Annotated in this window: 13 protein-coding genes; 9 read left to right on the top strand and 4 right to left on the bottom strand. The window is 62.6% G+C overall.

Annotated elements, in window-relative coordinates:
- Positions 1–47: 47 nt before the first annotated feature.
- Together SPHV1_RS07260 and SPHV1_RS07255 are read left to right on the top strand one after the other, a co-directional pair.
- Positions 48–1,409: a lipopolysaccharide biosynthesis protein gene (locus SPHV1_RS07260; RefSeq protein WP_231634575.1), complete on the top strand. Its 1,362-nt coding sequence runs from the start codon at positions 48–50 to the stop codon at positions 1,407–1,409.
- Positions 1,406–2,560, top strand: coding sequence for a glycosyltransferase family 4 protein (locus SPHV1_RS07255; RefSeq protein WP_054945359.1), 1,155 nt, complete (start codon positions 1,406–1,408; stop codon positions 2,558–2,560). The genes SPHV1_RS07260 and SPHV1_RS07255 overlap by 4 nt, the downstream gene beginning before the upstream one ends.
- Here SPHV1_RS07255 and SPHV1_RS07250 read toward each other — a convergent pair.
- Entirely contained in the window at positions 2,469–3,365 is an 897-nt protein-coding gene (locus SPHV1_RS07250; protein WP_054945358.1) for a hypothetical protein, read from the bottom strand. The two genes, SPHV1_RS07255 and SPHV1_RS07250, sit on opposite strands and share 92 nt — an antisense overlap.
- A 77-nt stretch (positions 3,366–3,442) precedes the next feature.
- Positions 3,443–4,423, bottom strand: coding sequence for a nitronate monooxygenase family protein (locus SPHV1_RS07245; protein ID WP_054945357.1), 981 nt, complete (start codon positions 4,421–4,423; stop codon positions 3,443–3,445).
- A 312-nt stretch (positions 4,424–4,735) separates the two neighbouring features.
- Between SPHV1_RS07245 and SPHV1_RS07240 the strand changes: the two genes are divergently transcribed.
- Positions 4,736–5,356 (top strand): DJ-1/PfpI family protein, encoded by a 621-nt coding sequence (locus tag SPHV1_RS07240; RefSeq protein ID WP_054945356.1) that lies wholly within the window; start codon positions 4,736–4,738, stop codon positions 5,354–5,356.
- Between the two features lie 18 nt (positions 5,357–5,374).
- Here SPHV1_RS07240 and SPHV1_RS07235 read toward each other — a convergent pair whose 3' ends face one another.
- Both SPHV1_RS07235 and SPHV1_RS07230 read right to left on the bottom strand, forming a co-directional pair.
- Positions 5,375–6,166 (bottom strand): enoyl-CoA hydratase/isomerase family protein, encoded by a 792-nt coding sequence (locus tag SPHV1_RS07235; RefSeq protein ID WP_054945355.1) that lies wholly within the window; start codon positions 6,164–6,166, stop codon positions 5,375–5,377.
- The gene (locus SPHV1_RS07230; protein WP_082430892.1) at positions 6,163–7,044 is read right to left on the bottom strand and encodes an SMP-30/gluconolactonase/LRE family protein; all 882 of its coding nucleotides are present in this window, start codon (positions 7,042–7,044) and stop codon (positions 6,163–6,165) included. Before SPHV1_RS07230 ends, SPHV1_RS07235 begins: the two co-directional genes overlap by 4 nt.
- A 121-nt stretch (positions 7,045–7,165) precedes the next feature.
- Here SPHV1_RS07230 and SPHV1_RS07225 point away from each other — a divergent pair, with 121 nt between their 5' ends.
- The 6 genes from SPHV1_RS07225 to SPHV1_RS07200 all read left to right on the top strand — a co-directional run bounded on the left by SPHV1_RS07225 (position 7,166) and on the right by SPHV1_RS07200 (position 13,158).
- Positions 7,166–7,876, top strand: coding sequence for a TetR/AcrR family transcriptional regulator (locus tag SPHV1_RS07225; RefSeq protein WP_231634569.1), 711 nt, complete (start codon positions 7,166–7,168; stop codon positions 7,874–7,876).
- Between the two features lie 283 nt (positions 7,877–8,159).
- Positions 8,160–9,533, top strand: a complete 1,374-nt coding sequence (locus SPHV1_RS07220; RefSeq protein WP_231634568.1) for an aromatic ring-hydroxylating dioxygenase subunit alpha — start codon at positions 8,160–8,162, stop codon at positions 9,531–9,533.
- Positions 9,530–10,024 (top strand): VOC family protein, encoded by a 495-nt coding sequence (locus SPHV1_RS07215; protein ID WP_054945353.1) that lies wholly within the window; start codon positions 9,530–9,532, stop codon positions 10,022–10,024. Before SPHV1_RS07220 ends, SPHV1_RS07215 begins: the two co-directional genes overlap by 4 nt.
- Before the next feature lie 33 nt (positions 10,025–10,057).
- Complete coding sequence (locus SPHV1_RS07210) at positions 10,058–10,885, top strand: SDR family NAD(P)-dependent oxidoreductase (RefSeq protein ID WP_054945352.1); 828 nt, start codon at positions 10,058–10,060, stop codon at positions 10,883–10,885.
- Between the two features lie 174 nt (positions 10,886–11,059).
- Positions 11,060–12,226 (top strand): acyltransferase, encoded by a 1,167-nt coding sequence (locus SPHV1_RS07205; protein WP_082430901.1) that lies wholly within the window; start codon positions 11,060–11,062, stop codon positions 12,224–12,226.
- 53 nt (positions 12,227–12,279) lie between these two features.
- A complete protein-coding gene (locus tag SPHV1_RS07200; RefSeq protein ID WP_054945351.1) occupies positions 12,280–13,158 on the top strand; it encodes a Rossmann-like and DUF2520 domain-containing protein in 879 nt (292 codons plus the stop codon).
- Positions 13,159–13,198 lie beyond the last annotated feature (40 nt).

Genomic DNA, 13,198 nt, shown 5'->3' with positions numbered 1-13,198 from the left:
ACGGCAAGCGCATCTAGTCTCTGGTCATGGGCACACATTTGTTGCAAATGGGCCCCGCCTCGCAGGCCGAAACTGACCAATTCCGGGATTCCCACTTGCCTACTGATGTCGAGCCGCACGTCGGCCGAATACAGCGTATTTTCAAAGGACTAGGACTCGTCGTGGGGGGCAAGGCCGGGGCGGGCCTGATCAGCCTCGTCTACCTTGTTCTGGCAACGCGCTTTCTCGGCCCTACCGAGTACGGCGTGCTCGTGCTCGTCCACGCCTATGTCACGACGGTTTGCGGCATCATCGAATTTCCCTCCTGGCAAGCCATCGTGCGCTACGGTGCAGAGGCCGATCGCGAAGGCGACAACCACCGGCTCGGCCGGCTGCTGCGCTTTGGCGCCGGAGTGGAACTGGCAGCCGGCGCTCTTGCCATCGTTTCTGCCATGGCGCTCGCGCAGTTCGTCGGGCCGCAGCTGGGCTGGCCGCCCAAGGCCATGGCTTTCGCACAGGTCTATTCCTTCGCCGTGCTCGGTTCGATCCGCTCGACCCCTTCGGGCTATCTCCAGTTGATCGGGCGGTTCGACCTGATCGGGCTTCATAACCTCGTCCAGCCCATCGTCCGCCTCGGCGGCGCGCTGATCGTGATTGCCTTCGGATGGGGCATCAAGTCCTTCCTCGTCGTCTGGCTGCTGGCGGCATTGGCCGAATTCGCGGTCCTGTGGGCGATGGGTCTGTGGTTCGCCGCCCGCCGCCTCGGCGCGAGCCTGTGGAACCCGCAGGCAGGTGACGTCGCGCTGGACAACCCTGGCATCTGGCGCTTCCTGATCGCCAGCAATGCAGATGTCACGCTGAGCGAACTGGCCGGACGGATCGCACCGCTCATCATCGGCTGGATCATGGGGCCTGCCTCGGCCGGCCTCTTCGCGGTCGCCCAGCGCGCCACCGTCATCATTGCCCAGCCCGCACAGATCCTGGGCAACACCTCTTACGCTGAGCTGGCCCACATCGTCGCCGGCGGCGGCGGCGGCAAGCCGCTGCGCCAGACCCTTGCCAAGGTAGTCGGGATCAGCCTGCTCGCCGCGCTTCCGGTTGTGGTGATCGTCGCGGCCTTCCCTGCTGCCATAGTCGGACTTCTGGCAGGCCCGGCCTTCGCCGCTGCGTCTGGCCTGATGGTCGTGCTGGTCGCCGCACGCGGGATCGCCCTCATCGGGCCATCCTGCACTTCGGCGATTTCTGCGCTGGGTCACCCGGCCCGATCGATGAGCGCCAACCTGTTTTCCAGCCTCGTCTTCCTTCCGGTACTGCCCTGGCTGCTCCACCGCTACGGACTGATGGGCGCAGGCATCCAGGCCGTGGGGCAAGCCCTGCTGGCCAGCAGCCTGCTGGTCTACTTCGTCTGGCACAGCAGCAGGAAGCTATGACCCGTCCGCGCATCGCCTATGTCATCAACTCCGTCGAAGGTGGTGGAGCGGCCCTGCCGGTTCCCGCGGTAACGCAAGTCCTGCGCAGCGCCGGTGCCGATGTGCGCGTCTTCGCGCTCACCCGTCGTGACGGCCGCGCGCTGCCACCGATAGTCGCCGCCGGGCTCGAACCGGCGGTGCGCGATGGCGGTGAGACCGACCACTTCGCCGCCGCCCGGTGGCTCATGAAGGAAGTGCGTAGCTGGGGAGCGACCCACTTGTGGACATCGCTCAGCCGCGCCACGATCCTCGGGCTGATCGTTGGCCCCATGCTCGGCCTGCCGGTGGTTTCATGGCAGCATGCAGCATTTCTCAAACCGTGGAACCGGCGGCTCATGCGCCAGTTGCAGGGCCGAGCCCAGCTCTGGGTGGCGGACTCGCAATCGGTCGCCGAACTCACCGAAAGGCGCTTGAAGGTTCCAGCCGGACGCCTCGAGACCTGGCCGATCTATTTCGCCGATCCCGCCATGCCCGAAGCGAAGGCATGGACGCCGGGAGAACCGCTGCGCCTTGGCAGTCTGGGCCGGCTTCACCCGGTGAAGGGCTATGATGTGCTGGTGGACGCACTGGCGCGCCTGCGTACCCAAGGTTTCGAACCACCCGTCCCGGTGGAAATCGTCATCGCCGGCGACGGCGACCAGGCCAGCGCCCTGATGGCGCAGGCGTCGCAAGCTGGCGTAACCAACCTCAGGCTTGCCGGTTATACCAGCGACCCGCGCGGTTTCCTGTCCGGCCAGCACCTTTACCTGCAGCCCTCGCGTTCGGAAGGTTTCTGCATTGCCGCTCACGAAGCGCTGACAGCGGCGCTCCCGACGATTGCATCGAGCGTGGGCGAGTTACCTTTCTCCATCGCTCCGACGCGCAATGGTTGGCTGGCACCGCCGGGCGACGTCGATGCGCTGGCCAAGGCCCTGCGCCAAGCCCTGTCCGATCCAAGCGCTCTGGCCGCGATGGGCAAGGCCGCACGCGCTGACATGTTCGACCGCTTTTCCAAGCAACGCTTCGAAGCGAAGGGCCGTGCTATCTGGCAGCGAATCCACCCAGCGAGCGGCGAAGATCGAGCGCCAACCCGGCAAGCGAGCGATCGACCGTCTTCACGTCAAACAGGGTAACGTCCCCGCACGCCGTCAGCGTGTGCATGCCCTCGCAAGGCTGCGGCGCATCGGCTGGCACCGTCAGCGGTGTTCCGGCCTCGGCCTGAAAGCCGTTCTCGTCCAGCCGGTCGATCCACAAGGGCCGGATCGCGGCGCCATAGGTGCGCACACAGTCCTGCACCGGCAGCATGATCCTGTCACCAAGCAGCACCGGCGTCCCGCCGGGCCGTGAGGAAGCCCTGTCCAGCCTGACGGGGTTTCCGGGATGCGGCGTCCATGGCCCGCATAGTGTTTCAGCCCAGGCGACATGCAGCGAGCCGAGCTTGTCGGCCTTGCTTGCCGCTGATGAATAGAGCAGCCACCAGCGATCCCGGTAGCGCAGGATCGAGGCATCGACCGGCACGCAATCAAGCGCGATTTCGCATTCCGCGCGCCAGTCCTCAAGCTCGCCGCAGGCACGATAGAGTGTCAGACGGCCCGAGCGGTGCGCTTCAGGCAACATCCAGGTGGCCCCCTCCCCTTCGAACACGAAAGGATAGGACAAATGCCAGGGCTCACGCAGGACGAGCTTGCGTTCCACAAGGTCGAAGCCGCCATCGAAGGTGAGCCTTTCGATGACACCATGCCGGGTGCGATAATCGTACTGTTCTGCGAAAAGGTGCAGGTGGTCGCCGAAGCGATATCCGAAGGGATCGGCAAGGAATGTAAACTCGGGTTCGGCACCGAGCCAGCGCACCTTGTCCGCGGCGATGCCGGATTCCAGCACCGCTTCGACCGGCTGCATTGCGATCCCGCAAGTCCAGATATCCTTACGTCTTGGCATGGCGAAACGCCTTAGCAGGGGCACGCGTCTGCGCAATCCTGCGGCCGCCAGACCGACCGGGGCGGGACCTGCGCGTATTAGCCCTCCAGCATCGCCCCAAGCCGGCCGCGAATGATCCGTTCCGCATCGGTCACGATCCGGTCCACCAGTTCATCGCAGCTCGGTATGTCGTGGATCAGCCCCTGAACCTGCCCCGCCCAGACCAGCCCGGCATCGAGATCGCCGGTTTCCAGCGCCAGCCGCCCCTTCGCACCGGCCACGAGAGGTTGGATGTCCTTGAACTCGGCACCGGGAGCTGCAGAAATCTCGATGACTTTGTCCGATACGCTGTTCTTGGCGACACGCCCGGTATTGCGGAACTTGCGGAATATGAGGTTCGTTGCGCGTTCATCGTTGGAGACGATGAACTGCTTGACGTTCTCATGGATGGGCGCTTCGCGCGTGGCGCAGAAACGAGTGCCCATGTTGATACCGTCTGCGCCCAGTGCCAGCGCCGCAGCAAGCCCGCGCCCATCGCCAAAACCGCCGGACGCGAGCATCGGCACTTTCACCTTGTCCGCAGCGGCAGGGATCAGGACCAGCCCCGGCACATCGTCCTCTCCCGGGTGCCCGGCGCATTCGAAGCCGTCGATCGAGATAACGTCCACCCCCATCCGCTCAGCCGAAAGCGCGTGCCGGACCGACGTGCACTTGTGCAGGACCTTGATGCCGTAAGCCTTGAAATCGTCGATATGCTCCTGCGGCTTGCCGCCCGCAGTCTCGACGATGGTGATGCCGCTATCGATGATCGCCTTGCGATACTCGGCATAAGGCGGTGGACTGACGGAAGGCAGGATCGTCAGGTTCACGCCAAAGGGCTTGTCGGTCATCGACCGGCAGCGATCGATCTCGCGACGCAGGTCGTCCGGCGTGGGCTGGGTCAGCGCCGTTAGGATGCCAAGACCGCCGGCGTTGGAAACCGCCGAGGCCAATTCGGCACGACCGACCCACATCATGCCCCCCTGGACAACGGGGTGTTTGATACCCAGCAGTTCGGTAATCCTGGTCTTGAGCGCCATTAATTCACCTCTCTCATGATTACGCGCCCTGTCGCTGCGCGCATTTGCAGCACCGGTCCTCCGACCGAGGAACCGACGCCCGAAACCGTCAATCACCCCACCTCCGGTGGAGGCCGTTCAAGAAAGCGATTCGCCATCGTGCGAACGTCACAACACGCAAATCCAGACAGCGCATTGCCGATGCACGATGCTCACCGCGGCATGTGCGTAGTTCATCGTCATCAGTGACCCGGGTTCAGTCCCGACGTGCATAATGGCCATCTTCGTGCCATGGCGCCCGGATCATTGTGAACATGCCAACAGGAGACATTCGTGCAGATAGCGGTCCTCACCTTCGATGGGTTCAATGAACTGGACTCGTTCGTGGCGGCCGCCATCCTCAATCGCATGAAGGCGCGTGGCTGGGCGGCGCACATCACTTCGCCGCACGAGCAGGTCACGTCGATGAACGGTGTGACTGTTCACCGCCAGAAGCCTCTGGAATTCGCAGCCGAGGCCGATGCCGTGCTGATCGGCAGCGGCATCAGGACGCGCGAAATTGCAGAGGATGCCGGGCTGCTGGCGCAGATCACCCTCGATCCCGCGCGACAGATCATCGGCGCGCAATGTTCCGGCACCCTGCTTCTCGCCCGGCTCGGCCTGATCGGCGACTTGCCCGCCTGCACCGACCTGACCACCAAGCCCTGGGTCATCGAAGCCGGTGTCAACGTCGTCGACGCTCCTTTCATCGTGAACGGCAACGTGGCAACGGCGGGTGGCTGCCTTGCTTCGCAGTACCTTGCGACATGGCTCATCGCACGTGGAGCCTCGATGCGCGAGGCGGAAGAAGCCATGCACTACGTCGCCCCGGTCGGCGAAAAGGCCGACTATGTCGCGCGTGCCGTCTCCCTTGTAAGCAAGGCAATGGCTGGAGAATTCGCTGTCGTCGCCTGACCACACGGCCTGCGCCCCCTAACGCCCCGTGAACTGCGGCACGCGCTTCTCGGCAAATGCCCGGCAGGCTTCCCTGAAGTCTTCGGTTCCAAGAGCAAGGCACTGGACGTGGTTTTCCAATTCCAGTGCCGCCTCGAGGCCGGGCGCATCGATGTTCGCGTGCATGACCTGCTTGGTATGCTTGATGGCATAAGGGCTGTTGGCAGCGATCTGCCGCGCAACCTTCAAAGCAGCGTCAAGCAGGTCTTCCTCACCCGCCAGTGTCGTGGCAAGGCCAATCGCATGGGCCTCGCCGGCATCGACAGCGCGGCCGGTCAGCATCATTTCGAAAGCCCTTCCGCCACCGATCAGGCGCGGGAGGTGATAACTGATGCCGCATTCGCCCGCGCTCAGCGCAACCTTGACCGCGCCTACGAGGAACTTTGCGCCTGGCCCCATGATCCTGACATCGGCTGCCAATGCAAGGCCCATCCCGGCTCCCACCGCCGCACCATTGATCGCGGCGACGACCGGGAACCTGGCGCCTGCCACTTCGCTCATCAATCCGGCGAACCGTTCCTGCAGGTCCATGTTCTCGATCGGGCCCTGCGGCGCGTCTTCGCCCATGAGCACTTCCTTGAGATCGAGACCGGCGCAGAACGCCTTGCCGCGAGCGGCAAGCACAAGGACGCGAACCTGACTGTCGTCATTCAACGCCGCGATGGTCGAGCGCAGGCGCGCAACCATGGGCAAGGTCAGTGCATTGGCCGACTGCGGGCGGTCCAGCGTAAGGACGGCAATGCCCTGGTCCAGCTTTTCAAGTTCGATCACAGATCTTCCTCCAGAACCTTCAACCGAGTCAGCGCGCCGGGCAGTCCGGGGACATCGACTTGCAATTTCAGTACGGCACCGGCCTGCGGGACATCGGCGTTACCGCCTGTCGCGATGACCAGACTCGATGGATCGTCCGAGGCAAAGGCAAGGCTGACTATATGCGGATAGGGGAAACCCAAGGCTCCAAGACACGTCCCATCAGCCGAAAACTGCATGAGCTTTCCGCTGCTCCAGCAAGCCAGCCAGAGATTGCCCTGCTCATCGGCGACCAGACCGTCGCTGTCCTCCAGTCCGACAAGCAGCTCTGCGTCGCCCGGCATGCCATCCGGTCCCAGCGGATAGCGCCAGATACCGCGCGAAGTCTCTGAGTGATAGAGCCACTTTCCGCACGGGCTCATGGCGATCCCGTTGGACGCAAATACATCCCGGCGCAGAACCGTAATCGCGCCGTCCGCCGACATGTGGAAGAACAGCCCCGGCGAAGGGGCCTCACCCTTTTCCATGATCGAAACGAAATCGATCGTCCCGGCGAAGAACCCTCCGCGCCCGTCTCCTTCCATATCGTTGACCGCGATGACAGGCCTGTCTTCGATGTGGGTGAGTATCTCGCGCGTCTTTCCGCTGTCCGGATCGAGGGCGACGATTCCGTCCCGTCCACTGCACAGAACCATTCCCGATTCGTCGAAAAGGATTCCGCCTACCCATTGTCTTCCGGGGATCATGGATTCCAGTTCATGCCCGGCCCTTTGGCGGAACACGCCAGTGCCTGTGAGGTCGGCAAACCAGATGTCGCCCTCGGGTGATACGCGCGGTCCTTCCACGAAATCGAAGCCTTGCGCGATCAATTCAAAATCAGTGACCTGGGTTGTTTGCATAAGTCTCTCCCGACTGGCGTTATCCACGCACTGGCTGTCGCTTGCACTTCGCGAATGTGTCAGGTGCGCCCCGGTTTCGGCAGCGCTGGTCAAGGCGGCCGCGCCCCGCTAGGTCGTTGAAGTGATTTTGCATCGTGTATCCGACGCCCCGTTTGGCTCCATCGCCTTCGAGCAGGACCCCGTCCGCTGGATGGAAAGCAGCGAGATTTTCACCAAGCCCCAGCAGCAGCGCAGCCGGGATTCGCTCAGCCGCATCGTGACCTCGGCCGTGACGCTGTTCTCGGAATCCGGCTTCGATGCCACGCGCGTATCCGATATTGCCAAGCATGCGCGCGTCCCGGTCGGAACCGTCTACCAGCATTTCGCCGACAAGGAGGCCTTGTTGACGGCGATAGTATCGGGATACCGAACTTGCCGGATGCGTGAGATCAGCGAGCTTTGCACCTCTGCCGAAGCGCTTGCCGCAAGCCCGCGAGAACTGATCGGACTTCACCTCGACATCGTCTTCAGTGCCTTCACCGTCGATTCCGGACTGCTTCGCCTGATCGAGCGCAGACGGCTGGAAGACCCGAACGTGCACAAGGACCAGAGCGGCGCCAACGAAATCGTCGCAAGCCTGATCGCCGACCGACTCGTTGAGAAGATGCCCGAGCGCGATGCGGCGCAATTGCGCAGGCAGGTGCTTTACCTCCATTCGATTATCCGGGGCGCCGTAGTCTGGTCGGTCTTGCCGGCAGGTGGCGAACTGGGCGAGGGTCTGAAAGTAACCGACACGGCCTTTGCTGAAGAGGCATTCAAGATGTCCCTGCGGTATCTGGGCATAGAGGAATAACGGCACCCCGCGCACCAAGCTTCCTGACTTGCCGCCGTTGCCGCGCATGCGAAATTCCCGGGTCGCCCCCGATTCCACTCAGGAGGGCGCGCGCGCTGAATCGAATTCGGGATGCAGTTCTGACGGCTGAGTGAGCATGTCGATTCGGCCGCACCGGCTTTCCGGCCCCACCCTATCCTTTTGCCTTGTTGACCCACGCCGCATCTCCCTTCATTCTCCGATCAAACAGAACATGAGTTCATATTCATTTTTGTAGCTTTACTCTTGGGAGAGGACAAGGCTCATGAACGATATCCAGAAGATCATGCGCGATCGCTATCCGGGCAATACTTGGGCCGACGTAGCAAGACGTGACGGAGAATTGCCCGAGGTTCTCGCAAAGCAGTCGAATCCGACGCAGAACCTGCGCGACATACCATTTGCGCGCTACACCGATCCCGACTTCTTCGAACTTGAGATGGAGCGCATGTGGAAGCGTGTCTGGCAATTCGCCTGCCGCGAGGAACATGTCGCGGAAGTCGGCGACTATTTCGTCTACGACATCGGCCGCATGTCCGTTCTGATCGTTCGCAGTGAAAGCGGGCTGAAAGCCTATTACAATTCCTGCCTCCACCGCGGCACCAAGCTCAAGGCATCGGGCTCCTGCGGCTGGTCGGCCAATATCACCTGTCCGTTTCACAACTGGCAGTGGAACCTCGACGGCTCGCTGAAAGCCATTCCCTGCGACTTCGAGTTCCCCCAGGTCGATCGCGAGCGTGCAGGTCTTGCCGAAGTTCAGGTGGCCAGCTGGAACGGCATGATCTTCATCAACTTCGATAGCGAAGCTGCGCCGCTGGTCGATTACCTCGAGGTGCTGCCGGAGCACTTCAAGAACTGGGACCTCACCGGTTGGTATGTCGCAACCCATGTGCGCAAGCATCTGCCGGGCAACTGGAAGTTGTCGATGGAAGCTTTCATGGAGGCCTACCACACCCCTTACGTTCACCCCGAGATGACGAATGTGGTGGGCGACCACAACATGCAGCACGATATCTTCTCGGATCACGTCAGCCGCGATCTGTGCGCGATGGCATCCCCCAGCCCGACCTCCAGACAGCAGATGAGCCAGCAGGACCTGCTCGACACGATGCTGGTGGGCGATGGCAAGATGGTGGGCGATCGCGCGAAAGTGCCTGAAGGCAAGACCGCCCGCTGGGTCATGGCGCAGCAGCTTCGCGAACAGATGCAGGACCAGTACGGCCTCGACTACTCGAACCATTCAGTGCCGGAGATGATCGACTCGCTGAAGTACCACGTCTTCCCGAACCTGCTCGTCTATCCGGCGCCGGGCCTGTGCCTCGTCCAGCAATTCAGGCCGGACGGTCACGACCGCGACCGCTCCACTTTCGACCAGTACGTCCTTCATCCCAAGCCGCTCGACGGAGACTACGAAGTCGCCGAAGTCCAGGTAATCGGTGAACACGACAGCTTCACTGCCGTTGAAAGCATGGACGCGTTTCTGGCCAGCGTGCTCGATCAGGATACCGACATCATGCGCTGGCAGCGCGAAGGCATGTACGCGAGCGGCAAGGGAGCCGAGACCCTGTCGATCTACCAGGAATCGCGCATCCGCCACCTGCACGATACGCTCGACAAGTATCTGGAGGGCCTCAAGTGAAAGAGCACCTCCAGGCAGTCCATCATGTCTCCCTGTCGGTCCCGGACATCGGCATTGCCCGCAAGTTCTACATCGATCTGCTGGGCGCCGAGGAAGTCTCCACGGCCGAGTGGGAACCGGGCAATGCGTGGATCGACGCCATCGTCGGGCTGGACCGGTCGTCGGCGAAGTCGTTCATGGCCCGCCTGAAAAACGTCAATATCGAAGTCTTCGAATATCTCAGCCCCAAGTCGCCGCCAGTCGACGCGAACCGTCCCGTCAACCTTAACGGCTACACCCACATCGGGCTGCAGGTGGACGACATCCAGGCGGTATACGAGAAGATGGTCGAAGCCGGCCTGACGTTTCACACGCCGCCCGATCTCTCGACAATCTCGGTCGACGAGAACGGCAAAAAGGTCGGGTACGCAGCCACTTACGGTCGCGACTACTTCGGCAACATTTTCGAGATCATGGAAATACACGAAAACGACAACGTCGAGCCGATCTGAGCCGGCGCGATAACAGCAAATCGGGAGAGAAGAATGGACCTCGAGCTGAAGGGCAAGAAGGTAATCGTCAGCGCTGCCACCCGCGGCATCGGGCGCAAGATTGTCGAGCAGTTCCTCGACGAGGGTGCGATAGTCTCGTTCTGCGGACGGCGTGCGCGCTCGGTTGAGAACAATCCCAGCGATGAAAGCGTGTTCGCCAACCCACTCCATGGTGACGGCGTGGAAGATGCCGTGGCAGCGCTGTCCTCGCGAGGCGAGGTCTATGGTTCGGTAGTAGACTGCGGCTACTTCGACCAGGTCACCCAATGGGTGGAAAAGGCCGCTTCGGACATGGGCGGGATCGACATCGTCGTCTCGAACGCCAGCGCACTGGGCGGCATCCCCCGCAGCCGCAAGGGCTGGGACATCAACTACAACGTCGACCTGCTGTCCGCCGTCGCAATGTTCGACACAGCCTTGCCCCACCTGAAGGCAGCCGGCGCTGGCGCTTTCGTCCAGATGTCGACGATCACCGCCATCGAGAACCACGCTTTCGGCGAAGCCGGCCTGAGCTATGGCGCCATGAAAGCCGCGCTGATCAACTACACGCATCAGCTTGCTATCGATTACATGAAAGACGGCATTCGCTGTAACTGTGTCTGCCCTGGTCCGGTCTACATTCCGGACGGTAGCTGGGGCTTCCTCGAAAAGGAAATGCCCGATTACTACGAGGCAAACCGCACCAAACATCCTGCCGGACGCTTCGGCCGCCCGGACGAGATCGCCGATGCCGTGCTGTTCCTGGCCTCGGCTCGCGCCTCCTGGATTACGGGCGTGAACCTCACGGTCGACGGGGGCTTCACCCGCAACGTGAAGTACTGACCGCAGGTCAGCAGTCGCTGATTTCCGCGAGATGGATGGTTAGCGCCCAAGCTGCACAGCTTGGGCGTCTCACCCGATTTCCCGGGCAGCGTGCCAGATTTCAGTGGCAATTCGCGTCCAACTGCTCTTCGTGCAACGGTTCGAGAACCGGGATTGGATGACTTGTCCGCACGAATTCATGAAACTCGTCCTGTCGACAGGTTCGGCTCACGGGCCGTCCTGAGCCATGATGCGATTTCCATCGCCCGGGTGATCTGCATCCTGGGCGTTGTGTACGTTCACGCCTGGACAGGGCTCGGCGGCCACGATCTCGAACTGGCTCGCGGAACGGCGCAGGAAAACCTGCGCTGGTTCCTGATGGAAGCCTTCGGGCGCAGCGCAGTGCCCCTGCTCGGGCTGATTTCGGGCTGGCTCGTTGCCGGCTCACCCAGAACGCGCAACTGGTTGGCACATGTCGAACGCAAGGCGCGCACGATCGTCGTGCCGATGATTGCATGGAACGTGATAGCGCTCGTGCTGGTCTGCGGAACCGCCTGGCTGTTCACCCTTCCCGCCCCGACGCCGCCTTCGGTCAGCTGGGTTCTGGAGGAAGTCTTCATCCTCACCCGCAATCCCGACGTCAACGTGCAGATGCCGTTCCTGCGCGACCTTTTCGTGTGCATGGTCATGGCGCCAATGCTGTTGCGCATGAGCGGCCGGTCTCTGGCATTGGTGATCGCACTGGCTGCAGCTGGTCAGGTGTTCGGATTCGGCGCGCCGCTGATCCTGCGCCCGGCCATTGTCATGTTCTTCGGCCTCGGGATCGCCGCCCGCCGCGCCGGCCTTGCCGAACGCGCGGCGGCCTGGCCGCTCGGCCTTGCCATCGCTCCCTTTGCGGTACTTTTGCCGGTTCAGCTCTGGCTGGTCATGGCGCCCGATATGCCCAGAACCGGCGCCTTGATCGCCAGCTTCGACATAGTGATGCGCGTCACGGCATCGCTGTTCTTCTGGCGCCTGGCATGGGCTCTTGCGAAGTCGCCAGCCCGCAGCCTGCTTCTGAAGATAGAGCCTTTCGCTTTCCTCATCTTCTGCGGTCACCTCGTTTTCATGTGGCTGGCTGGCCCGCTGCTCGGCCAGATCTTCGGAAAGCTCGGGGCGCCAGCCTATCCGGTCTACCTGCTGCTTCAGCCGGTCATGGTGCTCGTCTGTATCGTTGCCATCGGACGGTTCCTGCAATGGTGCGCGCCGGGCCTGGCCGAGATGCTGAGCGGAGGACGGCTCAAGGCACGCAAACCGGCTGCTGTATCGCCCCTGGCAAATGCTGCCCCGGCAGAACCGGTAAGCCCTGCCCACCTGGGTTAAGAAACAATAATCTCCTCTCGCATGAACGGCCATCAGGCTGGTACAGCGCGGGCATGACGGGCAATTCTGCAAATCGCCGGATCGGCATTATCGGCACGGGACGCGTCGCTCAGGCGCTCGCGCTTGGCCTCGGCGCAAACACCTTGTCCCCGCCGCTGATTTGGGGGCGTACCGCCACCGGACGCGAAGAGGCCGTATCGCGGATCGGAAGGCAGGCCCATGCAAGCGATACGATGGCCGATCTCGTTGAAGCCAGCGACATCATCGCGATCGCCGTCTCCGACGATGCTGTCGCCTCTGTCATCGAGAAGATGGCAACCCTCATCCCTGCCGGACATATGCCCTTCGTCTTCCATGTCAGCGGCCGCAGCGGCGCAGCCGTGCTCGATCCCCTGCGCGAAAAATGCGCGCTGACCGCGGCGATTCACCCGGCCATGACTTTCACCGGCAATCCGCAGGAGGAAGTAACGCGAATGACAGGCGCCTACTTCGCTATCACCGGATCTAGCGACCGCGCGTGGGACATGGCCAGGCAGATCGTCGCCGAGCTGGGAGGCGTCGCAGCGGAGATCACCGAGGACCGCCGCGCTCTATACCACGCAGGCTTGTGCCACGCGGCCAATCACCTCGTGACCCTGCTGGCCGGTTCCTCGCACATCCTCTCCGCCGCGGGAGTGGCCGAACCTTATGCCATGCTGGCCCCGCTCGTGCGCGCTGCGCTGGAGAACAGCCTTGCACGTGGGTTCGATGCGCTTTCCGGTCCGGTGCTGAGAGGTGACCGCGAAACGATCGGCCGGCATATCGCAGCCCTTGTCGAACATTGCCCGCAGGTCCTGCCGGCCTATCGCGCGATGGCCCTGGCAACAGTGGATGAACTGGAGACTGAAGGAGCGCCCCTACCGCTCGGCGGGGTCCGCTCGGAGCTCGGCTGAGCCCTGTCGGCTACAACTGCGCATCATCCGGAACCTTGTC

This window comes from Novosphingobium sp. KN65.2 (genome assembly GCF_001368935.1).
In the GTDB taxonomy this organism is placed as follows: domain Bacteria; phylum Pseudomonadota; class Alphaproteobacteria; order Sphingomonadales; family Sphingomonadaceae; genus Novosphingobium; species Novosphingobium mathurense.
The sequence above is the reverse complement of the archived record's forward strand: the minus strand, read 5'-3'. Positions and strand labels throughout refer to the sequence as shown.